This window comes from Nocardia sp. NPDC051756 (assembly GCF_040681495.1).
Lineage (GTDB): Bacteria > Actinomycetota > Actinomycetes > Mycobacteriales > Mycobacteriaceae > Nocardia.
This window is the reverse complement of the sequence record NZ_JBFAYV010000006.1, coordinates 460,729-480,861: the sequence shown is the minus strand read 5'-3', so window position 1 is coordinate 480,861 and position 20,133 is coordinate 460,729. Positions and strand designations below refer to the sequence as shown.

The 20,133-nt window shown below is 68.0% G+C and carries 21 protein-coding genes; 11 read left to right on the top strand and 10 right to left on the bottom strand.

Annotated elements, in window-relative coordinates; genetic code table 11:
* Nucleotides 1-22 precede the first annotated feature (22 nt).
* The 4 genes from AB0M22_RS28345 to AB0M22_RS28330 all read right to left on the bottom strand — a co-directional run bounded on the left by AB0M22_RS28345 (nucleotide 23) and on the right by AB0M22_RS28330 (nucleotide 3,186).
* Complete coding sequence (locus AB0M22_RS28345) at nucleotides 23-826, bottom strand: SCO1664 family protein (protein ID WP_364733070.1); 804 nt, start codon at nucleotides 824-826, stop codon at nucleotides 23-25.
* 3 nt (nucleotides 827-829) lie between these two features.
* Nucleotides 830-1,414: a DUF3090 domain-containing protein gene (locus AB0M22_RS28340; RefSeq protein ID WP_040735411.1), complete on the bottom strand. Its 585-nt coding sequence runs from the start codon at nucleotides 1,412-1,414 to the stop codon at nucleotides 830-832.
* Between the two features lie 79 nt (nucleotides 1,415-1,493).
* Nucleotides 1,494-2,246 carry a histidine phosphatase family protein gene (locus tag AB0M22_RS28335; RefSeq protein WP_364733066.1) on the bottom strand — a complete coding sequence of 251 codons (753 nt, stop codon included), beginning with the start codon at nucleotides 2,244-2,246 and terminating at the stop codon, nucleotides 1,494-1,496.
* Between the two features lie 13 nt (nucleotides 2,247-2,259).
* Complete coding sequence (locus AB0M22_RS28330; RefSeq protein WP_364734021.1) at nucleotides 2,260-3,186, bottom strand: undecaprenyl-diphosphate phosphatase; 927 nt, start codon at nucleotides 3,184-3,186, stop codon at nucleotides 2,260-2,262.
* Between the two features lie 269 nt (nucleotides 3,187-3,455).
* Between AB0M22_RS28330 and AB0M22_RS28325 the strand changes: the two genes are divergently transcribed.
* From AB0M22_RS28325 to AB0M22_RS28305, 5 genes are all read left to right on the top strand, one after another.
* Entirely contained in the window at nucleotides 3,456-4,427 is a 972-nt protein-coding gene (locus tag AB0M22_RS28325; protein WP_364733063.1) for an aldo/keto reductase, read from the top strand.
* A 57-nt stretch (nucleotides 4,428-4,484) separates the two neighbouring features.
* Entirely contained in the window at nucleotides 4,485-5,549 is a 1,065-nt protein-coding gene (locus AB0M22_RS28320) for an ABC transporter substrate-binding protein (protein ID WP_364733060.1), read from the top strand.
* A 13-nt stretch (nucleotides 5,550-5,562) separates the two neighbouring features.
* Nucleotides 5,563-6,666, top strand: a complete 1,104-nt coding sequence (locus tag AB0M22_RS28315; protein ID WP_364733057.1) for an iron ABC transporter permease — start codon at nucleotides 5,563-5,565, stop codon at nucleotides 6,664-6,666.
* A 175-nt stretch (nucleotides 6,667-6,841) separates the two neighbouring features.
* Entirely contained in the window at nucleotides 6,842-7,690 is an 849-nt protein-coding gene (locus AB0M22_RS28310) for a heme ABC transporter ATP-binding protein (RefSeq protein ID WP_364733054.1), read from the top strand.
* 70 nt (nucleotides 7,691-7,760) lie between these two features.
* On the top strand, nucleotides 7,761-8,543 hold the full coding sequence (locus AB0M22_RS28305; RefSeq protein WP_364733052.1) for a hypothetical protein: 783 nt from the start codon (nucleotides 7,761-7,763) through the stop codon (nucleotides 8,541-8,543).
* Nucleotides 8,544-8,575: 32 nt separating this feature from the next.
* Here the strand turns inward: AB0M22_RS28305 and AB0M22_RS28300 are convergent, their stop codons facing one another.
* The 4 genes from AB0M22_RS28300 to AB0M22_RS28285 are packed head-to-tail and all read right to left on the bottom strand — an operon-like array spanning nucleotide 8,576 to nucleotide 12,019.
* Nucleotides 8,576-8,959 (bottom strand): YrdB family protein, encoded by a 384-nt coding sequence (locus AB0M22_RS28300; protein ID WP_364733050.1) that lies wholly within the window; start codon nucleotides 8,957-8,959, stop codon nucleotides 8,576-8,578.
* 10 nt (nucleotides 8,960-8,969) lie between these two features.
* Nucleotides 8,970-11,063, bottom strand: a complete 2,094-nt coding sequence (locus AB0M22_RS28295; protein WP_364733047.1) for an MMPL family transporter — start codon at nucleotides 11,061-11,063, stop codon at nucleotides 8,970-8,972.
* A 59-nt stretch (nucleotides 11,064-11,122) separates the two neighbouring features.
* The gene (locus tag AB0M22_RS28290) at nucleotides 11,123-11,662 is read right to left on the bottom strand and encodes a hypothetical protein (protein WP_364733044.1); all 540 of its coding nucleotides are present in this window, start codon (nucleotides 11,660-11,662) and stop codon (nucleotides 11,123-11,125) included.
* Nucleotides 11,663-12,019, bottom strand: coding sequence for a hypothetical protein (locus tag AB0M22_RS28285; protein WP_150401402.1), 357 nt, complete (start codon nucleotides 12,017-12,019; stop codon nucleotides 11,663-11,665).
* A 163-nt stretch (nucleotides 12,020-12,182) separates the two neighbouring features.
* On the opposite strand from AB0M22_RS28285, the gene AB0M22_RS28280 reads away from it, so the two are divergent.
* The 3 genes from AB0M22_RS28280 to AB0M22_RS28270 are packed head-to-tail and all read left to right on the top strand — an operon-like array spanning nucleotide 12,183 to nucleotide 14,567.
* Nucleotides 12,183-13,199: a hypothetical protein gene (locus AB0M22_RS28280; protein ID WP_364733042.1), complete on the top strand. Its 1,017-nt coding sequence runs from the start codon at nucleotides 12,183-12,185 to the stop codon at nucleotides 13,197-13,199.
* The gene (locus AB0M22_RS28275; RefSeq protein WP_364733039.1) at nucleotides 13,199-13,486 is read left to right on the top strand and encodes a DUF5703 family protein; all 288 of its coding nucleotides are present in this window, start codon (nucleotides 13,199-13,201) and stop codon (nucleotides 13,484-13,486) included. Before AB0M22_RS28280 ends, AB0M22_RS28275 begins: the two co-directional genes overlap by 1 nt.
* A gap of 4 nt (nucleotides 13,487-13,490) precedes the next feature.
* Nucleotides 13,491-14,567, top strand: a complete 1,077-nt coding sequence (locus AB0M22_RS28270) for a quinone-dependent dihydroorotate dehydrogenase (protein WP_364733036.1) — start codon at nucleotides 13,491-13,493, stop codon at nucleotides 14,565-14,567.
* 43 nt (nucleotides 14,568-14,610) lie between these two features.
* On the opposite strand, the gene AB0M22_RS28265 is transcribed toward AB0M22_RS28270, so the two are convergent.
* Nucleotides 14,611-15,000: a hypothetical protein gene (locus AB0M22_RS28265; RefSeq protein WP_364733033.1), complete on the bottom strand. Its 390-nt coding sequence runs from the start codon at nucleotides 14,998-15,000 to the stop codon at nucleotides 14,611-14,613.
* Between the two features lie 43 nt (nucleotides 15,001-15,043).
* Nucleotides 15,044-15,337 carry a hypothetical protein gene (locus AB0M22_RS28260; protein ID WP_364733030.1) on the bottom strand — a complete coding sequence of 98 codons (294 nt, stop codon included), beginning with the start codon at nucleotides 15,335-15,337 and terminating at the stop codon, nucleotides 15,044-15,046.
* A gap of 450 nt (nucleotides 15,338-15,787) precedes the next feature.
* On the opposite strand from AB0M22_RS28260, the gene AB0M22_RS28255 reads away from it, so the two are divergent.
* From AB0M22_RS28255 to AB0M22_RS28245, 3 genes are all read left to right on the top strand, one after another.
* Nucleotides 15,788-17,281, top strand: a complete 1,494-nt coding sequence (locus AB0M22_RS28255) for a PfkB family carbohydrate kinase (protein WP_364733027.1) — start codon at nucleotides 15,788-15,790, stop codon at nucleotides 17,279-17,281.
* Entirely contained in the window at nucleotides 17,278-18,087 is an 810-nt protein-coding gene (locus AB0M22_RS28250) for a GTP cyclohydrolase II (protein ID WP_364733024.1), read from the top strand. The genes AB0M22_RS28255 and AB0M22_RS28250 overlap by 4 nt, the downstream gene beginning before the upstream one ends.
* Nucleotides 18,088-18,270: 183 nt before the next feature.
* The gene (locus AB0M22_RS28245) at nucleotides 18,271-20,103 is read left to right on the top strand and encodes a long-chain fatty acid--CoA ligase (protein ID WP_364733021.1); all 1,833 of its coding nucleotides are present in this window, start codon (nucleotides 18,271-18,273) and stop codon (nucleotides 20,101-20,103) included.
* Nucleotides 20,104-20,133: the final 30 nt, after the last annotated feature.

Sequence of the window (20,133 nt, the reverse complement as noted above, 5' to 3'; positions counted from 1 at the left end):
ATCACCTCAGCGCAAGCTGAATTCAGAAAGCCGGCCACGGAATCGGCCGAGAGGTACGCGGAGTCGGCATCACCGGATCGTCGACCAACTCCTGCGTACGGTCCACCAACGCCTCGATCTCGGCATCGGTGATGTGCTCAGCCAGCACATCCGCCACCGCCCCCGGCAGTTCCTTCGCGAACGCGGTGATATCGGCAACCAACGCATCACTCAGCGGCTGCCCGGCCCACCCCCACAGCACAGTGCGCAATTTGTGCTCGGTGTGCAAACAGATGCCGTGATCCACTCCGTACACCTGCCCGTCCACCCCTTCCAACGCGTGCCCACCCTTGCGATCAGCGTTGTTCAGCAATACATCCAGCACAGCCATCCGCTGCAACCGCGGATCATCGGCGTGAATAAGCGAAACCTCGTTCCCCGCCGGATCCTGCGCCCGCAACACCTCACGAAACCCATCCGGCACCGAACCGGGCGAGACCAGATCAACCAGATCGAGCCGATCCCCCTGCTCGGTGTGGTTGTCGACCCCTTCGATCCAACGCTGCACCATCCCGACCCCATAAGGCCCGTCGCGCAGAATCGTCTCCGGAATCACCCCCCAACCGACGGCAGCGGAAATCGCATACGACGCTACTTCACGCCCAGCCAGCGTCCCGTCCGGGAAATCCCATAACGGCCGCTCCCCCCGCACCGGCTTATAAACCACCCGCAACGGCGCTGCACCCTCATCGAGAATGTCGCAAACCAGGGTCACGTTACTGGCAGTGCTGATCCGCCCGATCACCGTCAGCTCGCCGCTGTGGAACCGGTCCCCGGCCCGCGTCACCGATCACTCCTCTAGCTCGGCCGCGCCGAAGATATCGCCGCGCTTGTACCCGTTGGTGCGCACGCACATGTGCCCCCTGGACGACAGCGGCTCCCCGCACAGCGGGCACGGCGGCCGGCCCGCCGCGATCACCCTGGTCGAACGCAGCGCGAACTCGCGCGCCTGGATCGGGGTGAGGAACACGCGGACCGCGTCCGGGCCCTCCTCGGTGTCGTCGAGCACGACCGACTCGTCGACCTCGGTCTCGGTGATCGCCAGCAACTCGACCACCACCGCATTAGCGTCGGCGTCCCAGCCGAGCCCCATGGTGCCGACCCGGAACTCCGCGTCCACCGGCGTCACCAGCGGCGCGGTATCGCCGATGTCCTCGGCCTGCGGCGGCACTTCGGCGCCGAACCGGCGAGCAACCTCGTCCAACAGCAGACCCATCCGGTCGGCGAGCACCTTCACCTGCTGCTTCTCCAGCAGCACACTGACAACCCGCGGTTCCTCTATGGCCTGCAGATAGAACGAACGATCGCCCGGCTCACCGACGGTCCCGGCGACGAAACGATCGGGGGTGCGAAATACATGGATTGCGCGTGACACATGCACCTCCTGATACGTGACCCTGATCGACTACCCACGGCGCTGGGATACAACGCCCACTATCCGTGTACAAGGAATCTCAGCGCTCCGCATTCCCATTATCCCCACTCCCCGCGTTACCTAGCTCGCCGCCGGGAACGGGCCCGGAGGTGTCGGCCGCGGCGTCGGGTTTGGCCGCGCCGGAATCGGAAACGGGCCGTGGCGGATTCGACAGCGCGGACAGATCGGTGCCGGTGTCGTTGAGCCGCCACACGTAGGGCGCGGTCGGCGTGTAGCGGACGACGCTGATCGAGGCCGGCTCGACCACGATCCGCTGGAACCCGTCCAGATGGATGCCCAATGCGTCGGCCAGGACGGATTTGATGACGTCACCGTGGGTGCAGGCCACCCACAGCGTGTCCTGCCCGTGCTGTTCGGCGAGCGCCCGATCGTGCTCGCGCAGCGCCGCGACCGCCCGGGTCTGCACCTGCGCCAGCCCCTCACCGCCCGGGAAAACCGCGCCGGAGGCGTGCCGCTGCACCACTTTCCAGAGGGGTTCGTTGAGCAATTCGGCGATCGGTCGCCCGGTCCATTCGCCGTAATCGACCTCGATCAGCCGGTCGTCGAAGACCGGTTCCAGCCCTAATTTCTCCGCCAGCGGCGCCACCGTTCGCTGACAGCGCAACAGCGGAGAGTGCACGATCCGCTGGATCGGCAGCCCGGCGAGTCGGTCGGCGACCGCCTCGGCCTGGGTGTTGCCGTGGTCGGTCAGCTCGACGCCGGTGCTGCGACCGGCCAAGGTGCGGGCGGTGTTCGAGGTCGAGACTCCGTGCCGGAGCAGAATCACCGTCATGTAGTCAGCCTAATCATGTCGCGGACACGACACCCGTCGCCAGGAGTCCCATAACAGTCAGACCGAGGATGATCCGGTAGCCGACGAACCAATCCAGCGAGTGCTTGGCGACGAACTTCAGCAACCACGCAACCGACGCATACCCGACCACGAACGCAAGCAACGTCGCCACGATCAACTGCGCCCCGCTGGCATTGAGTCCCTCACCAGCCGGTTTGAACGCATCCGGAATGCTGAACAACCCCGAAGCAGTCACCGCCGGAATCGCCAGCAGGAACGAAAACCGCACGGACGCTTCACGAGTCAGCCCGAGAAACAGACCCGCCGACGACGTCGCACCCGAACGCGAGACACCGGGAATCAACGCGAGGCACTGGGCGAAACCCATCACCAGCCCGTCCCGCGTGGTCAGCTGCTCGAGCGGCCGCAGCTTGCGCCCGTAATACTCGGCCGCCGCGATCACCAGCGCGAACGCGATGAGCATGAACGAGATCAGCCACAGGTTGCGCGCCGCGGTCCGGATCACGTCCTTGAGCAGGAATCCGAGCACGCCGATCGGGATGGTGGCAATGATCACATACCAGCCGACCCGGTAGTCCAGCTCGCGCTGCCGCTCTTCGTCGAAGTAGCGATCGGCCTGGCCCATGGTGACCACGGGCAGCCGGGTCGTCACCTGATCGGTGATCGGAACCCGGTTCCGGGACGACAGCTTGCTCAGCACGGTGCTGAACCACGCCTGCAGGATCCGCCAGATGTCCTTGGCGAAATACACCAGCACCGCGGCCTCGGTGCCGAGCTGCGTGACGGCGGTGAACGAAGCACCCGCGTCGTCGCCGAAGAACACCCCCGACACGATCCGCAGATGCGCCGACGACGAGATCGGCAGGAACTCCGTGAGCCCCTGCACCAGGCCGAGGACGAGCGCCTGTATCCAGGTCATCGATTCGCCCGTCACACGGTCTCCTGGTGTCTCATGCCGCCTCCACGTGTTCTTGCCCGAATTAGCCGTTCCGACTGGGCAATTGGTCAACAGATGGGTCGCAGGTGAGTGAGCACCGGCGCAATCCCGCAGCGACAGTACAGTGTCGCGGCCGTACCGGCATGCTCGCACCGCTGTCGGGAACGACGCGCGAGCCACTGTGCGGGTAGGCGTCCGGACGCCGGTGCACGCTCTAGGCTTGGCGCCGTGACGATTGCGCGGACACGGTGATGGAACAGCGGACGGTCGGCCGCAGCGGCCTACGGGTGTCCCGGATAGGTCTTGCGACCCATACCTGGGGTTCGCATACGGATGCCGACGAGGCGGCCGTGCAGTTGGTGGCGTTCATCGAGGCGGGCGGGACGCTCGTCGACACCTCACCCGCGTATGCCGGTGGTGGCGCGCAGCGGATTCTGGCCGAGTTGCTCGGCGATCTGGTTTCTCGTGACGATCTGGTGCTCAGTGGTTGCGCCGGCCTCGCGCCGCGGGTCACGCCCGCGCCCGCCGGACCCGCGGTGCCGGACGCGACGACGCGCACGGCGGTCGATACCTCGCGGCGCGCGCTGCTGCGTCAGCTCGATCGCACGTTGCTCGAATTCGGCACCGATCATCTCGACATCTGGAATGTCGCGGTGTGGGATCCGCGGACGCCGCTCGACGAGGTCACGGCGACGCTCGAGCAGGCGATTCGGTCCGGGAAGGTCCGTTATGCGGGCGTGCGCGGGTTCGGGGCGTGGCAGCTGGCCAGTCTCGCCGCGGTCGCGCCGATCAGTGCCGCGCAGACCCAGTACTCGCTGCTGGCCCGGGACGCGGAGACCGATTTCGTGCCCGCCGCGCTGCATCACGGAGTCGGCGTGATCGCTTCGGCGCCGCTCGCCGGCGGCATTCTCACCGGCAAGTATCGCGATGGGGTGCCCGCGGATTCGCGCGGCGCGGACGAGGCGACGGCCGCGGATATCCGCGACAGCCTCGACGAACGCGCGACCCGGGTGGTCGATGCGCTGGTGACCGCCGCGGACGGATTGGGCACCTCGCCGCTGGCCGTCGCGCTGGCGTGGATTCGGGACCGGCCCGGCGTCGCGAGCATGATCGTCGGCGCTCGCGATATCGGGCAGCTCACCGGGGTGCTCGCGGCCGAAGCGCTCGAACTGCCGCGGGCGATCGCGGCCGCACTGGACGATGTCAGTGCGCGTAACGACTGAGCTGATCGGCACCGCCCCGCTGCCTGGCTCCGCACGGCACGTCTTAGGCTTGCCTACATGAGGCATGCGACGTCCGGCGACCCGTCCGTCCAGGCGCAGTGGATCGGCGGTGCGCGAGCCACGGCGGCCCGGGGCCTGCTCGCGCTACTCGCGCTGACTCTCGTCGTGGCCACCGCCGCGTGCGGCACCGACACCGCGACCGCCTCCGGGCAGCGCGGACCGGCCACGGCGACGCTGGCCGATCTCGATCCGGTGCCGATCGGGCCGGAACCGACGCCGACGCTGCCGGTCACCGTGCGCTCGTTCGACGGCGCGGACGTCACCATCACCGATGCGAGCCGCATCATCGCGGTCGACCGCTACGGAACCCTGTCGCAGATCGTGTACGCGCTCGGCCTGGGTTCCAAGCTGATCGGCCGCAGCACCGTCGCCATCCCGGCCATCCGCGATGTGCCGAACGTGGCGGGCGGCAACGGCGCGTTGAACCTGGAAGCTCTACTGGCACTGCGCCCTTCGGTGTTCCTGACCGACGACGTGACGGTGACGCCGCAGTTGCGTGAGCAGTTGCGCGCGGCCGGGGTGAACGTCGTCTTCGCCGATCCGAAGCGGACCATGGACGGTGTCGTTCCCCAAATCGAGGCCGTGGCAAACACTTTGGGGGTGCCCGCGCAAGGCAAGGCGCTCGGGCAGCGCACCCGTGCCGAGATCGACGCCGCCATCGCCGCTGTGCCCAAACAGGATCCGCAGTTGAAGATGGCGTTCCTGTATCTGCGCAGCACCGCCATCACCATGCTGGCCGGTCCCGGATCCGGTGCGGATTCGCTGATCGCCGCGCTCGGCGGGCAGGACGCGGGCGCCGCGTTGTCCGAACCGTTCATCACGATCACCAGCGAGGCCATGATCAGTGCCGCGCCCGATCTGCTGCTGGTGATGTCGGACGGGTTGAAATCCGTTGGCGGCGTGGACGGTTTGGAAAAGGTGCCCGGTATCGCGCAGACGCCGGCCGGGCGGAACAAGCGGGTCGTCGACATGTCGGACCAGGTGATCCTGAGTTACGGGCCGAATACCGGCCGGGTGATCACCGCCTTGAGCGAGGCCGTGTACGGCACCAAGCCCGCATGATCGGGCGGCTCGCATGACCGAATCCGCCGTCGCCAAAACCGAACCAGCCGTCGAACCGCCACCGCCCGCGCCGAAATCGCGGGGACGATCGCGGACGACCGTGGTCTTCGTGGTCGCGATCATCGGGTTGATCGCGCTCGCTTTGGCGTCCGCCGCGATCGGGCAGGTGCCGACCACGCCCGCCGAGGTGGCCGGGAGTGTGCTGCACCGGATCGGGCTGGACTGGGGGCCGATGCCCGCGCATCCCGCGGGCGAGGTGACGCTGTGGCAGGTGCGGTTCCCGCGGGTGCTGATGGCGATGCTGGTCGGGGCGGCGCTCGCGACCGCGGGTGGGTTGTTGCAGGGCGTGTTCGCGAATCCGCTTGCCGAGCCGGGTGTTATCGGGGTTTCCGCTGGTGCCGCCGTTGGTGCGGGAACGGTCATCGTGGTCGGCGGGACGTTCGTCGCCGCCTGGTCGGTGGCTGCCGCCGCGTTCGTCGCGGGGTTGGCCACCACCCTGCTCGTGTATCTGCTCGCCCGGTCCAACGGGCGCACCGAAGTGGTCACCCTGGTGCTCACCGGTGTCGCGATCAACGCGTTCGCGGGCGGGTTGCTCGCCTTCCTGCTCTTCGTCGCCAGCCCCGCTGCGCGCGATCAGATCGTGTTCTGGCAGTTGGGTTCGCTCAACGGCGCGACCTGGGATTCGGTCACCATCGTCGCGATCCTGACCGCCGTCGGCGTCGCCGCCGCCATCCTCATCGCCCCGCGCCTGGACCTGCTCGCCCTCGGTGAGGCCTCCGCCCGCCACCTCGGCGTCGACGTGGAACGCTTGCGCCGCAACGTCATCCTGGTCGTCGCCATCCTCGCCACCGCGGGCGTCGCGTTCACCGGCATCGTCCTGTTCGTCGGCCTCATCGTCCCGCACCTGGTCCGCATGCTCGTCGGCCCCGCCCATCGCGTCCTGATCCCGCTCAGCGCCATCCTCGGCGCGGTCGTCCTGCTCGCCGCCGACGTAGCCGCCCGCTCCCTCGTCCACAACGCCGACCTCCCGCTCGGCATGCTCACCTCTCTCATCGGCGGCCCATTCTTCTTCTGGTTGCTCCGCCGTACTCGTGCGCGCGCCGGAGGTTGGGCATGATGCGGTCCGCCTGGGGCGCAACAAGTCTCACCCGAAACCGAGGGTGCGCGCGGTACGGACGCCATGTGGGCACGGCTCGATCGATGCACCCGGTTCCGGCGAGGGTTGCCCACTCCGCTCCGGATTCGGCACGGCTCGATGGTCGCCGGTACGGCGCGGACAAGTGGGGTGGGGTGTGAGCGGGGTTCGGCAGGTGTTTGTGCGGACGCATGAGTTGCCGGAGGCGCCGGAGAAGGGGGCGGTGACGTTGCGGGCGCGGGGGGTGAGTGTGGATCGGCGGGGGGCGAAGTCTGCGCAGCGACGGGTGCTGGACGGGGTGGACTTCGATGTTGTTGCGGGCGAAGTGGTTGCGTTGGTGGGGCCGAACGGGGCGGGGAAGTCGACGTTGCTGGCGGCGTTGGCCGGTGAGTTGACGCCGAGTGCGGGAGCGGTCGAACTCGAGGGGCATGCGCTGACGCATTGGTCGCCACTGGATATGGCGCGGCGGCGGGCCGTACTCCCCCAAACCCACACCGTCGGTTTTCCTTTCACCGCTCGCGAGGTGATCGCGATGGGCCGGGCGCCGTGGCTGCGCACCGAGCGCCGCGAACTCGACGACGAGCGCATCGCCGCCGCCATGACCGCCGCCGATGTGGAACATCTTGCCGCCCGGTCGTTTCCGACCCTCTCCGGCGGCGAACGCGCCCGCGTCGCGCTGGCCCGCGTGCTCGCCCAGGACACCGGCACCCTGCTGCTCGACGAACCCACCGCCGCCCTCGACCTCGGCCACCAGGAAGCCGTCCTCCGCCTGGCCACCGCCCGCGCCGAGGCCGGCGCCGCCGTCGTCGTGGTCCTGCACGACCTCGGCATCGCCGCCGCCTACGCCGACCGCGTGGCCGTCCTCGAGGCCGGCCGCATAGCCGCCGACGGCCCACCCCGCGAAGTCCTCACCACCGACCTCCTCACCCGCGTCTACCAACACCCCGTCGAGGTTCTCAACCACCCCGTAACCGGCGCCCAACTGGTCCTCCCCGTCCGCCGCTGACCGCAAACCGCGGATCGAATACCCTTGCGGCACAGTGCCCGTGCGTCACGGGCCGCGTGGGGAGTGAACGGTGAGGAACGAAACCATCTCGATGAGCAGCGCCGCCGAGCCGCGAGCGCGCAAGCGGCGACTTCTCGGGATCTGCACCCCCATCGTCGCGCTGGTCGCCATCGCGACCGGCGTCGGTGTCGATTCCGGCATCAGCGCCGCCGCGCCCGGCCTCGATCTGCGCGACACCGTCCAGCAGTTCATCACCACGTTGTCCACCAACGACGAGCAGGCATTCCTCGGCTTCTACACACCCGAGTGCCGCACGAACATGGGTCCCACCACCTCCGGCCAGCAGACTCCGCCGCCCCCGCCGGAAGAGATCCCGGTCATCGTCGCGCTGAAGGACGACGGCCATTACGGCACCGTCATCCTGAAAGCGCCCGCCGACAAGCACAACCTGCCCCTGCGCTGGGTCAACACCAACGGCCAATGGCTGATCTCGTGCGCCGAGGAAGCCACCCCCACCCTGCAATCGGTCCCGCCGGACCAGCAGATCAGCCTGCGCGACACGGCTGCGCAGGCGCTGAACCGCTGGTCCAGGGTCAGCAGCACCGACATCGACAGCGTCGAGGCCATCGCCGAATACTTCCTCCCGGCCTGCCGGCAATTGGTGACGAACCGGATCTACTCGGTGGTGGACTTCAAGGTCGAACAGCCTGCGGTCATCGTGTCGGTCGACGAACACGGTGACACCGGAACTGTCCGCAGCCTCATCGGTGCCAGAACCGAATCCCAGGACTGGGAAAAGGCCCAGGGTCATTGGCTGATGAACTGCGTGGCGTGGCTGCCCCACCAGTCCTAGCCGCGGTCCGGCGGTCGCTCAGCGCGTCGGGACTACACGGGTCCAGGGGCTTGCGAGTCGTCGTCGAGGAGCAGGCTGCCTTGGAGGCGAAGCCGCAGGAGGGCGTTGATTGCCCAGAGGGCGAAGAAGATCAGGCCCACGAGTGGGGTTGTGGCGGTCGACCAAGCCAGGGCGCCGCCGCCGAACCAGATCAGTTCGAGGGCCAGGCGCCAGGTGCCGCGGAGGGGGAAGCGGGGGCTCGAGCCTGCGCCGAACAAGGCCCACATGATGACGAACAACGCAGGGGTTGCGAGGCCGGCCACCACGCGGACCAGCAGGCTCGCCTCCAGGGTGAAGCCCCAGACTGCTACTGCCGCAATGACTCCCAGCTCCAGCAGGAAGGTCACGAACAGGTTGGCACCTTTGAGTGACTGCATATCGAAACCCTCAACGCCAGATCAGCTTCAACACCGCCGGGGTCAGCAGCATCCGGATGACGGTGGCGTCGAGGATCAGCGCGGCGATCATCCCGTAGGCGATGTACTTCATCAGCACCAGATCGGAGAACCCGAACGCACCGGTGACGACGATCAGAATCGCTGCGGCAGAGGTGATCACGCCGCCGGTGTGGGCAATCCCATAGCGGATCGCCTCGGCCGGTTCGGCACCGTTGGCCCGCGCCTCGGCCACCCGCGACAGCAGGAACACCTCGTAGTCGGTGGACAGCCCGAACACCACCGTCACGATCAACGCGAGCACCGCGAACATCAACGGCCCCGGCGTGAAGTGGAAGAACCCCGCCCCGTGCCCCTCGACGAACACCCAGGTCAACACCCCCAACGTCGACACCAAACTCAACGCACTCATCGCAACGGCCTTGACCGCCAGCACAATCGACCGGAACGCCGCATACATCAGCGTCAACGCCGCCGCCGCCAGAATCGCCACCAGCAACGGCAACCCCTGCAACAGCCCGTTGATACTGTCCCGTTCCAGCGCAGGCACCCCGGCCACCATGACGTCCACCCCGGCCGGCTCCGGAATCGCCCGCAACGCCTTGATCACCCGATCCGAATCCTGCTTGTCCATCAACCCGGCCTGCAACACATTGATGCCGTCCTTGGTCGGCACCGAAGGCTCGAATCGACCGGTCAGCCCGGGTATCTGACTCGCCTCGTAGCGAATATCACTGAGCTGCTGCGGATTCGCATTCCGCACCACCAGCTTCAACGGTTCGGTTCGGAAGCTCGGGAACAGCTCGTCGAACCGCTCCTGCGCCACCCGCGCCGGGTTCTCCGCCCCGAGATACTTCTCACTGATCCCGCCGAACTCGATGTGCCGGAACGGAATACTCAGCGCGAGCAGCGCGAGCACGATCGGCACCGCCACCGCCCACGGCCGCCGCATCGCCCACTGCGCCAGCCGGGAGAAGAACCCGGCATCGATCTGCGCCTCGGTCTTGCCGCGGGAGAACCGTTTCCAGCCCAGCAGATCGATCCGCCGCCCCGCGATGCTCAGCGCCGCGGGCAACGCGGTCACCGACAGCAAGGCGGCGAGCAGCACCGAACTGATCCCGCCGTACGGCACCGACCGCAGCACCCCGTTCGGAAAGATGAACAGCGCACCGAGACTCACCGCGATGATGCCCGCCGAGAACATCACCGTCCGTCCCGCGGTAGCGACCGTACGCGCGGTCGCCTCCTCCACGCTGCGCCCCGCGGCCAGCTCCTCGCGGAACCGCGTCACGGTGAACAACCCGTAGTCGATGGCCAGCCCGAGACTCACCAAAGTCATGACGGTACTGGCGAATACGTTCACATCGATCAGCCCGGTGAGCACCCGCATGATCCCCGCGGTCCCCATGATCGTCATGCCGCCGATCAACACCGGCAGCAACGCACCCACCACCCCGCCGAACACGAAGTACAACAGGATCGCCACCAACGGCAACGCGATGATCTCCGCACGGTGAATGTCGTTCTGCATACCGGTATTCAGGCCGGCGAGCACCGGCTGCAATCCGGCCAACTGCACCGTCGTCCCACCCGGCCCACCGCCGGCACTCCCGGCGCCGAGATGGTCCTTGATCGCGGCGTAGTTCTCCACCGTCGCCGTGCCCTCGCCGCGCAGCCCGACGCTGGCGAATGCGTGCGTGCGCGAGGCGTCCGTGGCATTCGCCGCAAACGGACTGTCCCAGTAGCTGTCGATCTTCAGAATGTTGTCCGGATACTGCGTGAGCAGCCCGTTCAGCGCACCGGTCACGGCCGACCGCACCGCCGGATCATCGACGGTCGTCCCCGACGGCGCGGTGTAGAGCAGGATCAGGTCGCTGTCGGTATCGCGCCCGAACGTCGCGTCCGCGATCTTCGACGCCGCGACCGACTCGCTCGACTCGTCGAACCACCCCTCCTGGGTCAGCCGCCCCGCGAGATCGCGCCCGTACCACCCGGACGCCAGCACCGCCAGCGCGAACACCCCGAGCACCAGAAACCGATGCCGGTAAACGAGCCGTCCCCACCGCAACAACCCGGAGTGCAGCATCGAATCGTCCTGCGGTGCACGCGAACCCCGCACGCGCGACCCGCGCACATCCGTCACGGTCAGCCGCAGGCGGGCGTGCGGTAGTCGGCGGAACGCAGAATCCCGCACAGATCGGTGCGCGAGATCTTCCACTTACCGTCGAGCAGCACGAAATGCACCACGGTCGTGCGCACGGCGGTCCCGCTGCCGTCCTTGTCCAGGCGCATCGTCGCGGTCAGCGTGCCGTCGTGGTTGTCGAACACCGGATCGGTGACCCCGTAGACCGCGCGCGGGTTGTCCTGCAACGCCTTGTACATATCGGGAATCGCCGTGCGGAACGCGTCGCCGTCCTCGATGAGGTCGGTCCGTTCGGTATCCGGCAGCCCCGGATCCAGCGCCCGCTTGATCTGCGCGTCCAGCTGGGTGGCCGTCGGCAGCGGCGGATGCGCGGCGATGGAAGACGTGGTGATTGAGGCGGACAGCGACGCGTTGGCCGACGAACGAGCGGCGTCGACGGCCGCCTCGTCCGATCCGGTGCTGCATGCCGCGGACGCGGCCACCAGGAGGAGGCCGGTCGCGGTCAGCGCGGTGCGGGCGAGAAATGTATATGGCATCACCATCTACATACCATCAATTACCGAGCTGATGCGTCCCAGCAGGGCCCGGACGGTCGTCACTTCACGATCGGGCGCCGCCTCGACGGGCACCGCGTCCGGAATCATGTCGCGCACCAGCGCGACGACGCTGCGTTCGTCGTCGAGATCGATATCGGTGACCCGCGCCTCGGCGACCGCGACGACATCCTCCGGACCCGGCACCTCGCTCGCCAGATCGGCCCGGTAGATCTCCAGCGTCAAGCTGGCCCGGACCGTGCGAAACGCATACGGCCGGCCATCGCCGGTGGTGCCGAACCCATGAGCGAACGGACCAACGGTTATGTCATCGATGGTAAATCCCGACGTGTGGTCGGCTATCAACCGGATCTCCCTGATTTGGACACTGATTCAGCTCAACCGTAACGCGCATCACCGACATTCTCCCCCCGCCGCCACCCCGGTACGCCGGGATGGTGCGCCATCATGGTCAGATGGTGGAGTTGCGGTTAATCGTCGGTAGAAGTCGGTAGAAGGAGTTCGGTGGATGCGCCCTCGCGGCTGGGTTCGATTGGCGGCGTTCGCGACGCTGGCCCTGCTGGCCGGCTGCGGCAACAGCCCCGACAGTGACAACCTGCCCACCCGGGATCCGGCCACCGCGGCCGTCTCGCCCACCGACACCGCGCCGCCCGCGGGCAACGTCACCGGACTCGCCCCCGTCCGCGCGATGCTCGCCGAGCAGGGCACCGGTCAGATCGGCGCGCTCGACTCGGGCGAGGCGAACAGCACCCTGTTCCTGATCGACCCCGCGACGCCCACCGGCGTCCGCACCCTGCCGCTCCCCGCGCACGGGGCAAGCCTTTCGCAGGGCAAGCCCGGCGAACTCCTGATCCCCGCCGCCGACCGCATCTTCCGCGTCGATGTCGCCGCCGCCGCCCTCAGCGAGGTCCCGTTCGACGGCGACGCCCGATCGGTGCAGCGCCGCGACGACGACACGCTGCTGGTCGGCACCGCCGACGGCAAGGTCCGCACGCTCTCCCCCGAGGGCAAGGTAGTCCGAACTGTGACCGGCCTCGCCTCCGCCGACGCGCTCGCCCTCACCCCCGATCACGTGACCGTGCTGGACCGCAGGCAGACCTCGGTCACCGAGATCGAGCTGGGCAAAGACGACCTCGGCCTGGCCCTGCGCGCGGGCGACGGCGCCACCAACATGATCTCCGACCACTTCGGCCGGATCATCGTCACCGACAGCACGGGCAACGAACTCTTGGTGTTCAGCGCCGGACCTCTCGTCCTGCGTCAGCGGTTCCCGGTAAACTCTTCGCCTTACGCGCTTGCCTACGATCAGCGGTCCGACACCGTGTGGGTGACGTGCACGCAGAGCAACGAAGTCGTCGGATTCGATCTGTCGACAGGTATACCGACAGAAGTGGGCCGCTATCCAACCGTGCGGCAGCCGAACTCGGTAGCCATCGATCAGCGCTCCGGTGACATGTTCGTGGGATCCGCGGCCGACGGCGGTCTGCAGCGGATCCGCGCGGACGATCGGAAGAGAGGCCACTGATGACTCCGGCAACGCGCGCAGACGACGACCCCCCATCACCACGCGAGCAGCGAGCGCGCCGCAACGCGCTGCCCGCAGGCTGGGAAACCACCAGCGACGACTACGAATACGTGCCGCTGCGGCTGCCACCCGAGGTGACCAGGGTGACCGCGTCCATGCGGCTGGCCATCCAGGCCGAGTTCGGCGGCTGGGAACTGTCCCGCGTGCGGGCCTATACCGACGGTAGCCGCCGGGTGCTGCTGCGCCGCCGAAAAACCGCACTACCCCAGCCGGAACCGGGAATGTGAGCTGATGTACGCCCTGTTATTACGCCTGATGTTCCTGGTTCCGCCGGAACGCATCCACCACCTGGCCTTCGCCACCATGCGCTTGGCCACTCGGTTCGCGCCCACTCGCTGGGTGATGACCAAGGTGCTCGTCACCGACGACCCCATCCTGCGCAACACCGCGTTCGGCATCGACTTCCCGACGCCGGTCGGTCTGGCCGCCGGGTTCGACAAGAACGCCGACGGCGTCGACGCCTGGGCGCCGCTCGGTTTCGGTTTCGCCGAGATCGGCACCGTCACCGCCCAGGCCCAGCCCGGCAACCCCGCGCCGCGGCTGTTCCGGCTGCCCGCCGACCGCGCCCTGATCAACCGCATGGGCTTCAACAACTTCGGCGCCGCGGCCGCCGCCGAATACCTGCGCGGCCGCCGCGGTGACGTGCCGATCGGCGCCAACATCGGCAAGACCAAAATCGTCGAACCCGCCGACGCCGCAGGCGATTACGCGGTCAGCGCGGCCCTGCTCGGCCCGCTCGCCGACTTCGTCGTGGTGAACGTCAGCTCCCCCAACACCCCCGGCCTGCGCGATCTGCAAGCCGTCGAATCGCTGCGCCCGCTGCTGCAGGCCGTGCTCGACAGCGTCCAGGTACCCGTGCTGGTCAAGATCGCCCCCGACCTGTCCGACGAGGACATCGACGCCGTCGCCGACCTCGCCGTCGAGCTCGGCCTGGCCGGCATCGTCGCCACCAACACCACCATCCGCCGCGACGGCCTGCGCACCCCCGCCGACGAGGTCACGGCCATGGGTGCCGGCGGCCTGTCCGGCGCCCCCGTCGCCGACCGGTCCCTCGACGTGCTGCGCCGCCTCTACCGCCGCGTCGGCGACCGCCTCGTGCTCATCTCCGTCGGCGGCATCGAAACCGCCGACCAGGCGTGGGAACGCGTCCGCGCCGGCGCCACCCTGCTGCAGGGCTACACCGGCTTCATCTACGGCGGCCCCTTCTGGACCCGCAAGATCCACCGCGGTCTGGCTCAGCGCCTGCGCGCCAACGGGTATCAGAACATCGCCGACGCCATCGGCGCCGAGCACACCGCCAACGCCTGAGCGCGACGGATCGTTTTACCTTGTGGCAGTACAGCTCTCGAACTTAACCGGGAACGTACGGCGGCTCGATCACGTGCGGCCGCAGCCGATAGGAGTGCGAGTTGCGGCGCATAGGCGCCGGATCGCCGTCGCGCCGCAACTCCTCGTGTAGTCGTTCTGCCATCCGCTTGGCCAGCAGGATGATCACGTGCTCGCGCAGCATGCCGAGCCGATCGGCATAGCCGTCGACCCGGGCCTGGGCGATCCGGTCGTGCACGACGTGCGGGTCGCTCAGCAGCTCGTCGAGTTCCATGCCCGCCCTGGCTTGGGCCTCGGTCAGTCTGCGGTCGGGCAGCCAGCTCAGCCGCCAGACCTGGGGGCCGTCGCCGTCGCGGTACGCCGACTCCGGGGTGATGTCACTGGTCATCGTCCATTCGGTGGTGTGAATGGTCATCGCTACCTCCGGTACAACGGATCGAGCATGTTCGGCTCGACGTCTAATCCCGCGGATGTCTGTCGTGCATCCGCTGGTGCAGCACGGACAGGGCCGCCTGCACGGTGAGTCCGAGGGCGCCGGCCAGCGCGTCGGCGCGGGCCTGCTCCTGGTTGTCCGAGACGGGGTTCGACCGGCCGAGCAGCTCGGCCAATTCCATTCCGGCCCTGGCCTGTTCGCGGGTGAGCCGATTCGGCAGCCAGCTCAGTCGCCAGGCCGGCTCAGTACGGCCCGCGCGCCAGGCCCATTCGACGGTGGCGCTGCTGGTCATCGACCGGCTGTTCGCGTAGATCGTCACGGCTGTCTCCACGGGCGTGGGAGTCGTCGCCGAGGTCGCATCGGCCGAAAGAGGAGTGGGGGCAACGGATCCGGCGCAGGGGTGCGGCCGGACCGGGCGGTGCTTCCTCGATGAAGCGGAGCGGGCGACGACTTGGGGTTGACTGTTCGGCAAGTGCGGCGAATGCACTCGATTCGCCTAGGCCGCGTGCAGGTTCGGCTCCAGCTCGGTGTCGGTGCCTGCGCGGCGCTGCTTGCGCCGGCGGATCTGCCGGATCAGGAAAATCACCTTCATCACCAGGCCCTCCCGAGTCGTCTGGCGGTGACGATCGAATCGTCATAACCAGTGTGGCATTTGCCGTTCTCAATGGTCAATTGCCGTTGTAGTTTGGTAATTGCCAGTTCATGCTTCGGCTAAACCGCCTATCGTGAGCGCCGCATAACGATCAGCCACGACCGCAGGAGGATGGAGATGGTGACGCAGGACCCGGGCACGGTTGCCGCCCGAAACATCCTCACCAGGCTGGGCAAGCGCTCCGGGTTGAGCTCGGATCGCTTGCGCACCACCGAGATCGACGTCGCTCCCCTACTCGATCTGCCCGCCGTGCGCAGACACGCGCAGCGGGCCGGGATGGAACCCGAAGAAGCGGTGCTGCCGGTGGTTCGCGAGCTGGCCCGCCAGTTGAACCCCTCGTCGCTGCTGATCGTGGACGCGGTCCTCGCGCTGGGGCTGCTGCGCGAAATACCGGACGCCGGAATCGATCTCGATCGTCTCTACGCCCCCGACCTGGGCGAGCGGCGGGAGTACCTGGCCGATCAATGGCAGCTGCTGCACGCCGCACTGCAAGCCGACCACGTGCCGTCCGCACCGTCCGTACGGTCGTTGCGCGGTAACCAGGAATGGCGCGCGTTCACCGAGCTGGCCGCGCTCATCGCCAACGAATCGATCTACGACGCCGGGCCTGCCCATCCCGGATACTCCCTGCCGACGCCGGAAGTGACTGCGCCGCCACCGGTTCCGGGCGTCGTCACGGTGTTCGGCGACGCGGTGATCGATCACATCTATCGCGTCGACCGCATCCCGGAGGTCGGCACCTCCACGGCCGGCAATTTCGCCGAACACCCGGGCGGCAAGGGACTCAACCGGGCCGTGGCCGCCGCGCGGCTCGGGCTGCGGGTCCAATTGATCACGGCGATCGGTGACGACAAGGCCGGCGGGCAGATCCTGGACTATCTGCGCAGCGAGGACGTCGGCACCGAGCTGGTGAAGGTGGTCGCCGGTGCGCCCACTCCGGTCACCGCGGTGTTGATGACCAGCACCGGCGCCGCGAGTCATATCGGCTGCCGCGACTACCGCATTCGGTTGAGTGCTCAAGATTTGCGCAGTCCGGTTATTCGTGCCGCGATCGAGCAGTCCGATGCGGTGTTGCTGACCTTCGAGCACCCTCGTCCGGTGATCGAACAGGTGCTGGCCACGGTGCGGCGAATGGCGCGGCGGCCGGTGCTCGTCGTCCACCCCTCACCCGCGGTCGATCTGCCGCAGTATCTGTATCGGCATCTCGATGTGGTCGACTATCTCGCGGGCACGAGTGCGGACCTCGCCGCCATGGTGCCGGAGGCCAATTCGACCTCGGTCGCCGACACCGCGCAGCGGTTGCGTACCCTCGGCGTCCGATCGGTATGCGCGGTCGAGGACTTCCGGTGCACGGTGTGGTCGGATAGGGTCAACGCCGAGATTCCGCCGTTCCCAGCGGCTCTCGAAGACTCTCCCGGCGCTCAGGCAGCCTTCGCCGCGGCACTGGTATATCGTCTCGTCTCGACGCGCCGACCGGCCGAGGGCGAGGACTATGTCTGGGCAACGGCCGCGACGGCCGCGACGCAATCGTTCGGAGATGTCCCAGACGCAATGCCGCTCGTCAGTGAGATCGACCGGATCTTCCACCTTGCTTCGAAGGAGAAGCGTTGACCACAGCTGGGTCCGACCTTGCCGAAACCGATCATCGGTTCACCCGCAAGGAGCATGATCTGCGACTGCGCGTGCTGGAACTCGGCGACCGGGGCGAGCAGGGGCATCTGCTGGCCTTCGGTGAGGTTGCCGATGATTGTCTGGTGCGCCTGCATTCGCGTTGTCTCTACGGCGACGCGCTGCGCTCCGACGATTGCGACTGCGGACCGGAACTCGACGCCACCCTCGACATGTTCCAGGCCGAAGGCGCGGGCGTACTGATCTACCTCGAGCAAGAGGGGCGCGGGGCCGGGCTGGTCGCCAAGGCCCGCGGCTACCGGCACAGCGAGCGATACGGGACCGATACCTTCGCCAGCTACGAGGCGCTCGGCTACCCTGCCGACTGCCGGACCTACGATCTGGCCGCCCAGCGGTTGTCCGCGCTCGGTCTGCGTTCGGTGCGGCTACTCACCAACAACCCGGCCAAGATCGACGCAGTGCACGCCGCGGGCATCGCGGTCACGCCGGTGCCGCTGCTCACGCCCGTGCACGGCCGGCGAGCGCGCAAGTACCTGGAAGCCAAACGGACCCGCCGAGGTCACCGCATTCCGATCGTCTACATTCCGGTCGTCGGATTCTCGGCCCGGTCGATGCGTGGCCGCTGGACCTCGCACCTCGGCGTCGAACTGATCGTGCCGATCGCGATCCTGTGCGGGCTCATGGTTCATTTCGGTCAGCTGGGCAGTGCCGCGGGAACCGCGCTCGGCGCGCTGGTGGCATTTGCGGTCGCGGCCCGGCAGCGCGCCCGATTCGCCCGGTCGAAGTAACACCGGGCGGCAAATGTCGCGTGCGGGTTACTTCCTAAGTAAGCCGCACCACTACCCCTATTCCCTGGCTACCATGAGTGAGCCGCGCCACTCCTGGCGCACTGAGACCCTTCGGGTTCTCGAACCGCCCGCGTGCGGACGCCGTGAGGCGCGGTTCACGGCATGGAAATCAGGAACAGGGATATGACGACAGCAGACATCGGCTATGCGCACGAATCGGACAAAACGGTCTACACCGTTCCGGAGGCGTTCCAGGAGACCCTGACGTTGCGGCCCGATCAGGTGGCGTTGCGCACGGTCGGCGGGACGCAGGAGATCACCTGGCGGCAGTTCGGTGAGCGGGTGCGCGCGATCGCGGCGGGCCTGTCCGCGCTCGGCGTCGGCCCCGGCGACACCGTCGGCATCATGCTGACCAACCGGCCCGAATTCAACCTGGTCGACACCGCGGCGCTGCACCTGGGCGCCACCCCGTTCTCGATCTACAACACCAGCTCGCCCGAGCAGATCACCCACCTGTTCACCAACGCGGCGAACAAAGTCGTTGTGACAGAGCAGGTTTTCCTGGACAAGGTGACCGGCGCGGGCGTCGAGCTCGCGCACATCATCCTGGTCGACGGACCGGCCACCGGCGCCATCACCCTCGCCGACGTCGAGGCGAACCCGGCCCCGCACTTCGATTTCGAGGCGGCCTGGCGCGCGGTCAAGCCGGACGACCTGGCCACGCTGATCTACACCTCGGGCACCACCGGCCCGTCCAAGGGCGTCGAGGTCACCCACCGCAACGTGCTCGCCCAGGTGATCGCGCTGGTCAACGGCCCGCTGCCGGTCGGCCTGGACGATCGCGCGGTGTCCTATCTGCCCGCCGCGCACGTCGCCGACCGCATCTCCTGCCATGCCATGAACCTGGTCACCGGCGTCCAGGTGACCACCGTGCCGGACCCGCGCGAGGTCGCCGCCGCGCTGCCCGACGCCCGCCCGACCACGTTCTTCGGCGTGCCGCGGGTGTGGCAGAAGATCAAGGTCGGCATCGAGGGCAAGCTGGCCGCCGAGCCGAGCGGGGTGAAGAAGTCGCTCGCCAACTGGGCCATCGAGACCGGAATGGCCGCGGCCCGAGCCGATCTCGCGGGCAAGGGCCGCGGCCCGATCCTGTCCGTGCAGCACAAGCTGGCCGACGCGCTGGTGCTGTCGAAGCTGCGGCACGCGATGGGCCTGGACGAGCTGTCCGTGCCGGCCTCCGGCGCCGCGCCGATCCCGGCGGAGACCCTCGAATACTTCCTCGGCCTCGGTTTCCCGATGAGCGAGGTGTGGGGCATGTCGGAGACCACCGGCGTCGGTACCTTCACCGAGAAGACCAAGCCGCGCCCCGGCTCGGTCGGCCGCCCGGTCGACGGCATGGAGCTGCGGCTCGACACCGACGGTGAGGTCCTGGTCCGCGGGCCGATCGTGACCCGCGGCTACCGCAACATGCCGGAGCAGACCGCGGCGGCGATCGACGCCGACGGCTGGCTGCACACCGGCGACATCGGCACCCTCGACGCCGACGGCGACCTGCGCATCGTCGACCGCAAGAAGGAACTGATCATCAACGAGGCCGGCAAGAACATCGCGCCGAGCAACGTGGAGAACGCGGTGAAGGCGGTGTCCTCGCTGGTCGGTCAGGTGGTCGCGTTCGGCGACGCGAAGCCCTACATCTCGGCGCTGATCGTGCTCGATCCCGACGTTGCGGCGTTGCGCGCCAAGGAGTTCGACGCGACCGGCGCCGATGTGGCGACGCTGGCCACCCGGCAGGAGATCGTCGACGAGGTGCTGGCCGCGGTGCAGGCGGGGAACGTCAAGCTGTCGCGGGTGGAGCAGATCAAGCGCTTCACCATCGTCGGCGCGGTCTGGGAGCCAGGCGGCGACGAGCTGACCCCGAAAATGTCGCTCAAGCGCACGCCGATCGCGCGGAAGTACGCGGCCGAGGTCGAGGCTCTCTATGCCAAGGACGCCTCGGACCGGGTCATCAATGTGAAGTGACAATGACTGTGGCCCTGAGCATTTCGCTCA

Bases quoted from the DNA above. Each gene is read 5' to 3' on its own strand.
- AB0M22_RS28335 (WP_364733066.1), bottom strand. From the start codon at position 2,246: ATGACGGTGATTCTGCTCCGGCACGGAGTCTCGACCTCGAACACCGCC.
- AB0M22_RS28330 (WP_364734021.1), bottom strand. From the start codon at position 3,186: ATGACCTGGATACAGGCGCTCGTCCTCGGCCTGGTGCAGGGGCTCACG.
- AB0M22_RS28325 (WP_364733063.1), top strand. From the start codon at position 3,456: ATGGAACAGCGGACGGTCGGCCGCAGCGGCCTACGGGTGTCCCGGATA.
- AB0M22_RS28320 (WP_364733060.1), top strand. From the start codon at position 4,485: ATGAGGCATGCGACGTCCGGCGACCCGTCCGTCCAGGCGCAGTGGATC.
- AB0M22_RS28315 (WP_364733057.1), top strand. From the start codon at position 5,563: ATGACCGAATCCGCCGTCGCCAAAACCGAACCAGCCGTCGAACCGCCA.
- AB0M22_RS28300 (WP_364733050.1), bottom strand. From the start codon at position 8,959: ATGCAGTCACTCAAAGGTGCCAACCTGTTCGTGACCTTCCTGCTGGAG.
- AB0M22_RS28295 (WP_364733047.1), bottom strand. From the start codon at position 11,063: ATGCTGCACTCCGGGTTGTTGCGGTGGGGACGGCTCGTTTACCGGCAT.
- AB0M22_RS28290 (WP_364733044.1), bottom strand. From the start codon at position 11,662: ATGGTGATGCCATATACATTTCTCGCCCGCACCGCGCTGACCGCGACC.
- AB0M22_RS28280 (WP_364733042.1), top strand. From the start codon at position 12,183: ATGCGCCCTCGCGGCTGGGTTCGATTGGCGGCGTTCGCGACGCTGGCC.
- AB0M22_RS28275 (WP_364733039.1), top strand. From the start codon at position 13,199: ATGACTCCGGCAACGCGCGCAGACGACGACCCCCCATCACCACGCGAG.
- AB0M22_RS28270 (WP_364733036.1), top strand. From the start codon at position 13,491: ATGTACGCCCTGTTATTACGCCTGATGTTCCTGGTTCCGCCGGAACGC.
- AB0M22_RS28265 (WP_364733033.1), bottom strand. From the start codon at position 15,000: ATGACCATTCACACCACCGAATGGACGATGACCAGTGACATCACCCCG.
- AB0M22_RS28255 (WP_364733027.1), top strand. From the start codon at position 15,788: ATGGTGACGCAGGACCCGGGCACGGTTGCCGCCCGAAACATCCTCACC.
- AB0M22_RS28245 (WP_364733021.1), top strand. From the start codon at position 18,271: ATGACGACAGCAGACATCGGCTATGCGCACGAATCGGACAAAACGGTC.